9 protein-coding genes are annotated in these 11,782 nt (G+C 44.6%); 2 read left to right on the top strand and 7 right to left on the bottom strand.

What is annotated here, in order from left to right:
• Positions 1–38: 38 nt before the first annotated feature.
• From LKD46_RS10775 to LKD46_RS10795, 5 genes are all read right to left on the bottom strand, one after another.
• Positions 39–1,349, bottom strand: a complete 1,311-nt coding sequence (locus LKD46_RS10775; protein ID WP_021653144.1) for an alpha-L-fucosidase — start codon at positions 1,347–1,349, stop codon at positions 39–41.
• Between the two features lie 30 nt (positions 1,350–1,379).
• Complete coding sequence (locus LKD46_RS10780; RefSeq protein WP_227574137.1) at positions 1,380–2,225, bottom strand: carbohydrate ABC transporter permease; 846 nt, start codon at positions 2,223–2,225, stop codon at positions 1,380–1,382.
• 20 nt (positions 2,226–2,245) lie between these two features.
• Positions 2,246–3,166, bottom strand: a complete 921-nt coding sequence (locus LKD46_RS10785; protein WP_227574138.1) for a carbohydrate ABC transporter permease — start codon at positions 3,164–3,166, stop codon at positions 2,246–2,248.
• Between the two features lie 90 nt (positions 3,167–3,256).
• Positions 3,257–4,612 carry an ABC transporter substrate-binding protein gene (locus LKD46_RS10790; protein WP_118515363.1) on the bottom strand — a complete coding sequence of 452 codons (1,356 nt, stop codon included), beginning with the start codon at positions 4,610–4,612 and terminating at the stop codon, positions 3,257–3,259.
• Between the two features lie 59 nt (positions 4,613–4,671).
• On the bottom strand, positions 4,672–6,036 hold the full coding sequence (locus LKD46_RS10795; protein ID WP_227574139.1) for an alpha-L-fucosidase: 1,365 nt from the start codon (positions 6,034–6,036) through the stop codon (positions 4,672–4,674).
• Between the two features lie 243 nt (positions 6,037–6,279).
• On the opposite strand from LKD46_RS10795, the gene LKD46_RS10800 reads away from it, so the two are divergent.
• Positions 6,280–7,344: a LacI family DNA-binding transcriptional regulator gene (locus LKD46_RS10800; protein WP_227574140.1), complete on the top strand. Its 1,065-nt coding sequence runs from the start codon at positions 6,280–6,282 to the stop codon at positions 7,342–7,344.
• A 3-nt stretch (positions 7,345–7,347) separates the two neighbouring features.
• Positions 7,348–8,364 (top strand): LacI family DNA-binding transcriptional regulator, encoded by a 1,017-nt coding sequence (locus LKD46_RS10805; RefSeq protein ID WP_227574141.1) that lies wholly within the window; start codon positions 7,348–7,350, stop codon positions 8,362–8,364.
• Between the two features lie 184 nt (positions 8,365–8,548).
• Here the strand turns inward: LKD46_RS10805 and LKD46_RS10810 are convergent, their stop codons facing one another.
• Together LKD46_RS10810 and LKD46_RS10815 are read right to left on the bottom strand one after the other, a co-directional pair.
• Positions 8,549–11,032: a transglutaminase domain-containing protein gene (locus LKD46_RS10810; protein WP_227574142.1), complete on the bottom strand. Its 2,484-nt coding sequence runs from the start codon at positions 11,030–11,032 to the stop codon at positions 8,549–8,551.
• On the bottom strand, positions 11,032–11,778 hold the full coding sequence (locus LKD46_RS10815; protein ID WP_173754098.1) for a copper homeostasis protein CutC: 747 nt from the start codon (positions 11,776–11,778) through the stop codon (positions 11,032–11,034). The genes LKD46_RS10810 and LKD46_RS10815 overlap by 1 nt, the downstream gene beginning before the upstream one ends.
• Between the last annotated feature and the right edge of the window lie 4 nt (positions 11,779–11,782).

Raw genomic sequence — 11,782 nt, forward strand, 5'->3', positions numbered from 1 at the left:
CTTTTCCTGTTGTTCTTTTTTATTATTGATTCGTTTTTTTACTCAGCCATCTCTACTTCGAGAACATAATCTACCGGGTCCGGAAGTACCGGGTCAGGTCCCAGATCAACGAATGCGATATCCGGGTAATCGCTGTGCATCCATGCGTTGGAGATCGGCACCTCATGTCCGTCATCCAGCGCACGCACCTTCACGATCTTATCCTTATCAAATCCCAGAAGCGGAAGTGGTCCCAGTGTATTCTCATAAATATGCACATAGTATTTGTTTCCGTTTCTGGTGATACGTCCGTAATCCGGCTTCGGAATGTTTTCAGCCGGTACACAGCCGTAGATACTGTCATGATTCTTATCCATCCAGCGGCCGATCTCAGCCAGGATCGCAGATGATTCCTTCGGGAATTTACCTTTGGCATCCGGTCCTACGTTCAGGATCATATTTCCACCCTTGGAAACACACTCTACCAGCTTCTTGATCAGCATGGAAGCCGGTTTGTAATAATGATCGTTTGCACAGTATCCCCAGTTGTTGTTCATGGTGAAGCATGCTTCCCAGACCATCGGGTTGCCTTCCTTATCGCAGATTCCTTCCGGCGGGATGATCTGCTCAGGGCTTACGAAATCGCCATGGTACGGTGTCGGATCACACTCATACAGGGATCCTCTTCCCTCTCCGCTGGCTTCCAGACGGTTATCGATGATAACCTGCGGCTGTAAGCTGCGCACCATGTTGATCAGCTTGGTTGCGCCCCATTTTTCCCCTCTCATATCGTCGTAGGAGAAATCAAACCAGATGATATCGATCTGTCCGTAGTTTGTACAGATCTCTTCTACCTGATTATACAGATATTCTGTATAACGTGAGAAATCACGGTTCTCATTTCCGCACTCTTTGTGGTTTCTCATCGGATGGATACGGTCTCCGTAATGCGGATAATCCGGATGATGCCAGTCAAGTAGTGTGAAATAGATTCCAACCTTAAGGCCTTCCTCACGAAGTGCCTCTACATACTCCTTGATCAGGTCTCTTCCTGCCGGTGTATTTGTTACCTTGTAATCTGTGTATTTACTGTCAAATAAGCAGAAGCCGTCGTGATGCTTCGCTGTCAGGACTACATATTTCATACCTGCAGCCTTGGCCTCTTTTGCCCACTGCTTCGGGTTGTAGTCTCTTGCATCAAATTCTTTCATAAACGGAAGATATTCTTCCTCAGGTATTTCCTCTACGCTTCGTACCCACTCGCCTCTTGCAGGGATAGAATATAATCCCCAGTGGATAAACATTCCAAAACGGGCATCCTGGTACCACTCCATACGTTTTTCATATTCTTTTCTGTCAAACTGATACATGATTTTTTCCTCCTGTTTAGATTAAAAGCATCAGCCTTTGATAGCTCCGGAAAGCATACCTTTTTCAATCTGTTTATGGAACACGATGTAAATGATAAGCATCGGAATTACGGACATTACTACATATGCAAACTGACTTCCGATCTCCTGTGTATGTGCAGAAGAGAAGTTCAGCATCGCACGTGAAACTGTGAAATATTTGGTATCTGTCATCAGGATCATGGAGAATACAAGTTCACTGTATCCATAGATGAATACGAAGATCGCCTCTGTTGCGATGATCGGCTTGCAAACAGGGAAAAGGATCTTCCACAGCAGCTGCCAGTTGTTACATCCATCAATGATCGCCGCCTCATCCAGGTTCCTGGAGATTCCATCCATGAATCCTGTATAAAGGAATATCGCCTGGGACATACCAAACGCAACATAGATCAGGATCAGGAAGAACAGATTGTTCTTTGCATTTAATGCTGTTGCAATGTTGTTGATCGGGATCAGCGTACAGTGAACCGGAACCATTACTCCGATCATGAAGAATACATATACCCATTTCAGGAATTTGTAATCTTTTCTTGATAAGATGTATGCTGCCATCATTCCGACTACAGTATTAAATACAGTTGTCAGAGTTGCTACAACCAGGGAGTTCTTGATGGTATTCAATGCATCCGCTGTTTTGTTTGCGCTGATATAGTTCTGGAACATAAGCTTCTTAGGTAAGCTCAGCAGGTTCAGGTAGATCTCTGAGTTTGTTTTGAAGGAAGCCATTACGGTCACTACTACCGGAAACAGTGTAACAACTGTCCACAGGATCGCGATAACGTACAGTGCTATCTTTCCTCCGTGCATTTTCTGTTTATTAGCTGTTTTTTCCATATCGTCTCTTCTCCTTCCGCCTACATTGCAAGATCTTTATCTTCACGGAACAAATGATTGGTTATAAGACTCAGTGCAACACCCAGCACTAACAGAATAACACCGTATGCACTGCTTCGTCCGAACAGCTTATAGGAGAATCCCTGTGTATAAAGCATGATTGAAGGTGTGGAGCTGATATCGTTCGGGCCTCCTCTTGTCATCGCCCAGATAATATCGAATACTTTCAGACATCCTGTAATACACAAAATAGAGAATACCTTGAAGGAGTTTTTCATCAGAGGCAGGGTAATGTAACGAACTCTCTGCCATCCGGTAGCTCCATCCAGTGCTGCTGCCTCATTTAACTCATCCGGGATCGCTACCAGACCCGCTGCAAATATCAGCATGTTATATCCGGCATACATCCACTCATTTACCAGGATAACGATCCAGACGTTTACAGTCTTTATCGTCAGCACATCAGGGATCGTACCATGAAGGCCGAAAATATTTTCAATGGTATTAAAGATACCAAAGTTCGGATTTAACATAAATGTCCACATCAGGGCTACTGCTGTTGTTCCTAACATATTCGGAAGGAAGTAACAGGTTCTGAAGAATCCGGTTCCCTTAATCTTTGCAGTTACCAACATTGCGAGACCAAATGAAAGCGGCATCAGGATAACGAAACCACCGATCATAAAGTACACACTGTTGAGCATTGCATTCCAGAACAACTTATCTGAAAAAATCTTCTGATAGTTCTCAAGACCTACCCATTGCTTTACCGCGCCAAACATACCGTTCCATTTACGGAATGATAAGCCTACGGTATCAAAAACAGGGTAGATGACAAAAATAACTGTTATTAAAATTGCCGGAAGAAGGAACGCTAAAGAAAGCGCAAGATCTTTTTTGTCCAGCTTCTGTTTTACCTTTGGTACAGATTTACCTGCCATATGTATACCTCCGTAATGAACAAGGGGAAGCAGATGATGCTTCCCCCTGTTTCTCTTATCCACACATCATGCGTTCAGTCAAAATTCTCTTTATTCGTAAGCAGACATTTTGTCAACGATATCGTCTCCAACTTCCTGTGCACTTGCGCCTGTCGCTAATGCCTGAAGAGAATTACGGATTGTGTCCATAGCTGCTGTGTTACTGTCATATGTAGGAATCTCAAGTTTAGACTCTGTATTCTCAGCCATGATCGCATTTACATCGTCAAGCAGATAGTTACCTGTATCGATTGTAACCTTCTCAGCATATGTTGTCGGGCTGGATTTGCACATTTCGTTGATGGAATCTACACTTGTAAGATATTTGATGAATTTAACAGTTGCTGCGATTTCCTCATCACTCTTGTTTAATGTAGTGATGTAGTATGTATCAGAACCGCCACCCATCTCTACAGTCTTGTTTGCTTCGTCGATATAAGGAATTCTTGTAACACCGATCTTCTGAGCATCGAAGAGAGTTGTATCGGAGTCATTCTGGAAGTTACCGCAGTTCCATGTTCCGTCAACTGTGAATGCAGCTTTTCCTGCCTCGAACATATTTCTCTCTGTGTTGAAGTCTGTGCTGAGGATTCCGTCTCCCCAGTATCCTGCATCGATCATATCTTTCATCTTCTGATAGATTGCAACCATCTTCTCGCCGTTGTAAGCTTCTTTGTCGCTTGCAAGATCATCTGCGATGCTTGTTCCGTAAGCTTTCAGAGCAAGAGCACTCATCAGATGCTCGAAGTGATAGTTATCTTTGTCAGAGTAGTTGAATGGCTGGATTCCTGCTTCTTTTAATTTTGCGCAGGCATCAACAAGATCATCCCAGGACTCCGGAACATCTACGCCAACCTGATCAAGGTAATCTTTGTTGTAGTAGAGGCAGAGCTGATAAGCGGACCACGGAATACCATAGGTTCCTTCAATACCGTCAAACTGTGTTGTCTCCCATGCAAAATCCTGAACTCCCTCTTTCCATTCCGGATACTGCTCGAAGTATGGTGTCAGATCCAGTATATATCCTGCATCTACATACTCTCTTGTACGGCTTCCGCCATACTGAAGGAATGCGTTCGGTACATTACCGGAAGCAAAATCTGTTGTAAGCTTCTCTTCGTAATCAGACTCTGTAGAAATACTCTCATCTGTTACATGGATCTTTCCTTCGTTCTCTTTATTGAACTCTTCAAGTGCTTTGTAATACCATTTAGCCTGTCCGTCTGTGTCAGATCCGTTGTTAAATCTGAATGCTACACGAAGCTCAACGTTTTCAAAATCCATACTCTCTACGTCGTAGTTTGTGTCACCCTTTGCAAATACAGCGCTTCCTGTTACGCCTACTGTAGACATTGCTGTTACACCGGCGAGACACAGTGTTGCAACTTTTTTCATTCGTTTCTTCATGAATAAATCCTCCCTTAATATGATTTTATTTATATAGTTTACCCATTGATGCTCTTAAGTTAATCGATGATCGCCTCAAAGATCGGCTCCTCTTCCTCAAGCTCCAGGCATACACAGTAGTTCTTTGCTCCCTGAAGTTTCTCCGGAAGTTCAACCTCTACCATGGAGTTTCCTTCGCAGCACTTTAATGCGCGGCATGGAAGTTTCTCTCCTGTGCTTACCACATATGCACCTTTTAACTGGTTGCCGATGTTCAGCAGCTCTACACGATATCTCGGTGCAAGTACATGTACATAAAGTTTATGTGGTCTCTTGGTAAATTCAATGCTCGGAATCTCATACGGATAGATACCAACATTCTTGGTTCCGTAAATTGCTTCCGCATTCTCGGTCACGTATTTACCAACCTCATTCATAACCTCAACACAAGCTTCCGGAACAGTTCCGTCTGCCATTGGTCCTACGTTCAGCAGATAATTTCCGCCTCTGCCGACGATCTTGAGAAGAAGGTTCAGGATATCATCCGGATTCTTCCAGTTTGTATCGTATTTATTATAACCCCATGTATCATTTACAGTTGCCGGTACTTCCCAGTCACCGTCGTATGGAAGACGTGGGATAAAGTTATCACCGGTGGTCATATAATCGCCCTTCTGGTGTCCGATACGTCCGCTGATGATGCAGTCAGGCTTAATACCCTTAACCCAGTCTCTTAATTCCTGAGCTTCGTCTGCGGTCATTCCCATCGGAGTATCAAACCAGATCAGGGAAATATTATCGTAATTCTCAAGAAGCTCTTTTAACTGCGGCTTGCATTTCTCATCGAAGTATGTACGGAATTCCAGCTTCCATTCGTTCTTGTCTTCGTAATCCTTCTTATAGGCATTGTCATCATCCCAGTCCTGAGCCTGTGAATAATAGATACCCATTGTCATGTCATATTTCTTACAAGCATCGGAAAGCTCTCTTAAGATATCTCTTCCTGCAGCCTTCACTACATTAAAATCACTGACCTTGGAATCGTACATTGCGAATCCCTCGTGATGCTTGGAAGTAAGAACGATATATTTAACACCCCACTGTTCTTTCGCTCTTTTCACAAACATGTCCGCGTCAAATTTGTCCGGATGGAACTCATCTTTCAGCTTTCTGTAATCTTCCTTGTCAATGTTGAGATTGTTCTCGATCCACTCTGCGATACGGTCTGTCTTGGTGACCTCGCCGGTCTTCGGATCTTTCCACTCTCCTGCAAGGATGGAATAAAGTCCCCAATGGATGAATAATCCGTATTTGGCATCTTTATACCACTGCTGCTTTGTGTCTGCCATAACCTTCTCCTTGTTTCGTATAGCTGATTTTCTTGTTACGTAAAACGTTTCGTTTTTTGTTAAGACTATCTTACCGCATCCGAAGCAGCTTTTCAAGTAAAATCATGGGTCAAAAATCATTTTTCCTATTTTTTACAATTATTCCATCTTGTTTTTGTGTATTTTTTCGTATCAGGTTTTGTTAAACGTTTCATTTTTATCAATTTTCTGTACAATACACTCGTTTTTTCTGATAGTTTATGTGTAAAAAATGCCTTATGTGTTGAGGCGTTTTCTTTTTCATGATATAATATGAGAATACTCTATTATCTGTAAATGTATCAGAACCGGAGGTTTTACATGAACGTTACGATCAATGATATCGCCCGTGCGACAGGCCTGTCCACCGCAACGATCTCAAAATATATAAACCACAAAAAAATACGGGAAGAAAATCGTATCCTTATAGAAAGGGCAATTCAGGAGCTTGGATATACCCCAAACCGGAATGCCCAGCTTCTCCGTGCCAAAAACACACATACCATCGGTATCCTGATCTCAGATCTTGGTAATTATTTCTGGGGCGAGCTTGTCAATTCCATTATCAAGCATTTCACGGATCATGGTTATACAGTTATTGTCTGTTCTTTCTTTTTTGAACATCAGAAGGAGATCGATACGATACAGGATATTATCTCCCAGCACTTTGACGGAGTTATCATGCTCCCATCCTGCTGGCATGATGATCTGTACCAGCTTTTACAGAATGCCAGCATACCGGTTGTAATGCTCGATCAGATTCCTGCTTCCATGAGACATTTTCCTGTAGACTGTGTTATTTCTGATAATTACAAAGGCGGTGCACTGCTGGCAGAGCACCTTTTGGAAAAAGGCCACACAAAGGTCTGGATCATGGAACAGTATCTGGACGCCTACACGATCGAGCAGCGGATTCAGGGCTTTGTGGATGTATACCAGAAAAATGGCATTGACCTTCTGAAACAGCAGGATTCTTTTCCCCCTGTTTCTTTTGGTTCCACTGCAGAAACCATCACCCAGAGCAACCTGCATTTCCAGAAGCTTATTGATTCTTCCGATCCCCCTACTGCTGTTTTTTTTGACTGCTATCTCTCCGCAATGGGTGGTTTAAGCGCTGCCAGCCAGGCACGGATTTCCGTTCCTCAGGATATTTCCTTTGTGTGCTTTGATGATGATCCGCTTTTCAAGACCATGAGTGCGACTATGACCTGTGTCTCACAGGATCTGACAAGCATGGGGAAACATGCTGTGGAATTACTTTTAAAAAGAATCCATGGAGACTATACGGATTTTCCAAAAATAGACATGCTGGATATTGTATTCCACCCGCGGCGCTCTGTAAAAGACCTGTCCGGGCACAACAGTACAGCATCCGGAAAGGATTGATTTATGAGTGCAACCATCAAGGACATTGCCAGAGAAACCGGTCTGGCACTGGCCACCATTTCAAAATATATCAACGGCGGAACTGTACGGCCGCAAAACAAAAAGCAGATCGACGAAGCGATCCGGAAACTGAATTACGTTCCACGAAACACGGCCCGGGGACTTCGTTCCTCCAAGACATACCGTATCGGTCTGATATCCGCTCCTCCCAATAATCCGCATAATGCTTTTCTTCTGAGCAAAATAGAAAACACCATGCGTGCTCACGGTTATTCTCTCACATTTATGAGCGGCGACAAATATAAGGATCATGTCAATAAATTTATCCCCCATATGCTCCACTCAGGGATCGACGGTCTTATCATTTCTTCTTTCTGTCTGAGCAAGGACATCTGTTCTGCCGTGGAACATACCAAGATCCCTGTTGTGGAGCTGGAAGAGCATAGTCATTTCCACCGTACAGACTGTGTACAGACCAGCTGTACCTCCGGGGCCTATGAGATTGTGGAGCATCTGATAAAAATGGGGCATCAGAAGATCGCCCTTGTCACCGGTCCTCCTGCATCCTATACCGCATGCGAACGAAAAAAAGGATATCTCCGGGCACTGGAAGACTACAATATTCCTGTTAACCCCGATTATATCATCGCTGAAAATTATGCAAACGACTTTGGATATCAGGCAATGCAGAAATTATGGAATCTTCCGGAACGTCCGACTGCCGTATTTTCTGCGAACTACACACTATGCCTCGGTATTTATGAAGCGATCTACAGCCTTGGCATCCGTATCCCGGAAGACCTGTCTGTTGTCTCCTTTGATGATTTTGAACTGTCCATGCTGCTTTCTCCTCAGCTGACCGCTGTCCGTCAGCCGCTTGCCGGTCTGGCAGAGCAGGCCTGTGATCTGCTGCTTCGCAGAATGAACGGAGACTACTGCGATTTTCCAAGGACGATCCGCCTGAAGCCGGAATGCATTTACCGGGATTCTGTGCGTAATCTCTATTCTGATGGTAAGTAATGCAAAACAACTTTTATTACGGCAATTTCGGGAAGCACAACAGGCATTCTCATTCCGATCTGCCTTCATATTCTGAGCATCTGAACCACTGCAATAATTTCACAGCTTTTACAGGGGCACAGACCGTCACCGACACAGTCGATGATACGGCCTGTGTTCCTTCTGTATATATCTGATATATCTGTCACATCAGTCTCAACAGCATATCTCCGGTTCCCACATTGTATCCACTGGTTGCATAAATCCCATTCAGGCTTTTGTTTGTCACAATGATCAGCGGAAGCTTATCCGGATCTACGTACATTCTTCTTCCCAGTGTATTGATAATCTCTGAAAAATCATCATATAAGATCTGGACATTTCCAAGCTTGCCCAGTGCTCTTGAAAGGGTAGGTGTCTCCAGCGCTTTTTTGCTTTTTACGACAAAAATGATTCTCGTCGCATATCGGGAAAAAACTTCCTCCTGCTCCATCATCTCATTTAAGATATGCTCCGTCGGTTCTTTCTCCTCTTCCAGAAACGCCAGGATATGCTTCCCATCTGCCGTCAATTCTGACGCCTTCACGGTGCTTCCATCCTCTTTTCTGAGAGTAAATTCCGGTATGGAAATATTCTCCAGCATGTCTTCCAGGTTTGCATTCCGAAATGCCAGCTCCACCCTCTTCATTTCTCCGATCTGAACCTCAAAATAATACTCCGCTGCAAATATATTTCCATTTGGCAGTCTGTTTGAGGTAAGGATCCTGTAATTTCCCGCTTCCAGTGGCAGCTTCATCATCTGATCTCTGAAATTTTCGGCTTCCAGCTTTAGTGTGCTGTATTTTCCGGCTTCCAGTTTTGCGATGCTCCAGTTCTGGAAATATTTCCACTGTGTATCCTCACTTGCCTTCAGAAGGATCGATGCGTTTTTCTCCGTTTCCGCAGATACCGGGATGAATTTTCCGTTTTTCATATACTCCATGGAACGGTCATGAGGGTTCAGGCGTGCCGGAATTCCCAGTGTTCTCGCCATTGCCACAAAAAGGATCTTCTTTGACAGAAGGCTTCCTGTTCCCGTTTTCAAACATCCGGACGGCGTGGTGATCACACTGCTGCGTTCTTTCTTCGGACAGGAAATGATCTTATCCTCAATCCATTTCCAGATCTTTGCCGGCTCCTTTTGCAGCATATTTTTCTCTTCTTCCGACAGCTGCTCAAGGATCGCTTTTCTGTATTTCTGCAAAACTTCATCGTCAACTCTCGGGTTCAGTACATATGGTACAAAAATATCTGCATCCATGTTTTTTTCATACGGTAATGCAAATTTCAGATGCTCCTCCAGAACCTGGCTGATGCAGTCTGTTCTGTCTTTCTCTGTGAGGACTTCAAGGAGTTTTTTTCTCATTGAAGAATCTCCGGTTTCTTTTTCCAGGAATTTCCGGCACTCCGGATTGCTCAGGTTTCTTACCTTCTGTTCCCTGTAAGCGTTTGCCTCTGCCAGACGTCTGCTGCCTCTTTCCTTCTGCTCCGGTGTTGGCATATCTTTATTTACAGGCGCATCATGAGGTGCGATCATATCGTTCTCCGCCCACTCCTCATAAAAAATACCATTTTCTTTTCCCACGGGCATCAGACAGATCTCGCAGCAGTCCTCTGTTTTTGTATCCATGCTGTTTTCTGCATGCAGCCATTCTCCATCTGCGTACATCCTTGCAGAAATATGGATACTTCCAAGCCCTGTTGTCAGGCAGACTTTTCCCAGACTGTCGGTTTTCAGTTCTGCGATCGGGGCATATTCTGAATAATTCAGCACCTCAAAAGAAACTTCTGCACCTTCTGCCGGTTTTCCATGTGAATCCTTTACGGACACAGTGATCTCTTTTGTCAGTGCATATCGTTTCAGCTCGTTGAGCATAGTCACCATACCATCTTTGCCGATCACTTCTCCCTCCGGGATCATGGTATCAAAAACTCTTGAATGGACCATCATGGCCCTTGAGGAAGCGTTGGTAAACCATCCCTTATTCAGGATCTCCTCCGGCTCACAGGCTCCCAGAAAATACCAGCTTCCATCGCACCAGATTTCCACCCAGGCATGATTGTCATCACAATGAGACCACTTTGGTGCATATACCTGACGGGCAGGTACACCAACACTTCTCAGTGCATTAACGGTAAATACAGATTCCTCTCCGCATCTTCCGTTTCCTCTGCGGTATACGGCAAGTGCAGACAGGGTACGATCATCTGTACAATGATAGGTAGCCTCCTGTGCACACCAGTAGTTCACCTCCAGGGCAGCTTCCCGGAAGCTCATTCCCTCAGTTCTCTCTCCGATCTCCCTGCGGAAAAATGTACGGCAGGGTGCGATCTCCTCCTCATTTACTCTATGAAACAGCACATAATTCAAAAAGATCTCTTCCGGCAGCTCTGCCACCCCGGAGTTTTCCTTCCATAAATGTACGCCATTTTCCGCATAATCCAGAAATACTTTAAACGCGTAATTTCCGATATCACTGTACGGCATGAACGCATATAAATATTTGCACGCCAGAGCCACTTCGTCTGTGCATTCTGCAAGCTTTTTATCAATATCCACAAAAGCCTGCGGTAACCCCATCACCTGCTCCCGATATTTTTTTTCGATCCGATCACGGTTTTCTTTCAGAAAAATCTTCCCCTCAGCCATTATAATTCCTCCAGAACTTTCTTTGCAGCACGAACATTTTCAATATCTGTACGCCATATCTCATATTCACTGAATGTCGGAAGTCCCATATTGACACCTTCCTTGCGAAACTGCATCGCACTGTCCGTTACAACCTTGCCACTCATATGATAAGCCTTGATGCCGGTAAGGGGATAAAGCTGGCGAATCACTTCCGCACCGACGCCACTCCCCGCCTGGATGGTAATACGCCCCCGGCTCCTAGTTTCCAGTTCCTTCAGAAGCTCCGCACCCTGAAGGCAGGTATTCTTCTGTCCGGAGGTAAGGATAGTATCGATCCCCAGCGAGATCGCCTGTTCCATAGCCTCGATCGGATCTGCACACACATCAAAAGCCCTGTGCAACGTAACAGACATATCTCCCGCAGCATCCATCAGTTCTTTCATCTGTTCCATATTCAAGGTGCCATCCGGTTTCAGGATACCTACCACAACACCCTCCGCTCCCATTTTGCGGAAATCCTTTACCGCACTCCTTATCATGGAAAATTCCGCATCTGTATAACAGAAATCTCCAAACCGCGGACGGATCAACGCATGGATCCTGATATCTGAACGCTTCCTTATTTCCTCAAAAAGCCATGGGCCGGGAGTTGTCCCCCCGATGATCAGATTGCTACAAAGCTCCAGTCTATCCGCACCACCCTCGGCTGCTGCCATGGCGGATTCTACAGAATCCACACAGGTTTCCAGAATATAGTCTTTCATGTAA

This window comes from Blautia fusiformis (assembly GCF_020686995.1).
Classification (GTDB): Bacteria; Bacillota; Clostridia; order Lachnospirales; family Lachnospiraceae; genus Blautia_A; species Blautia_A fusiformis.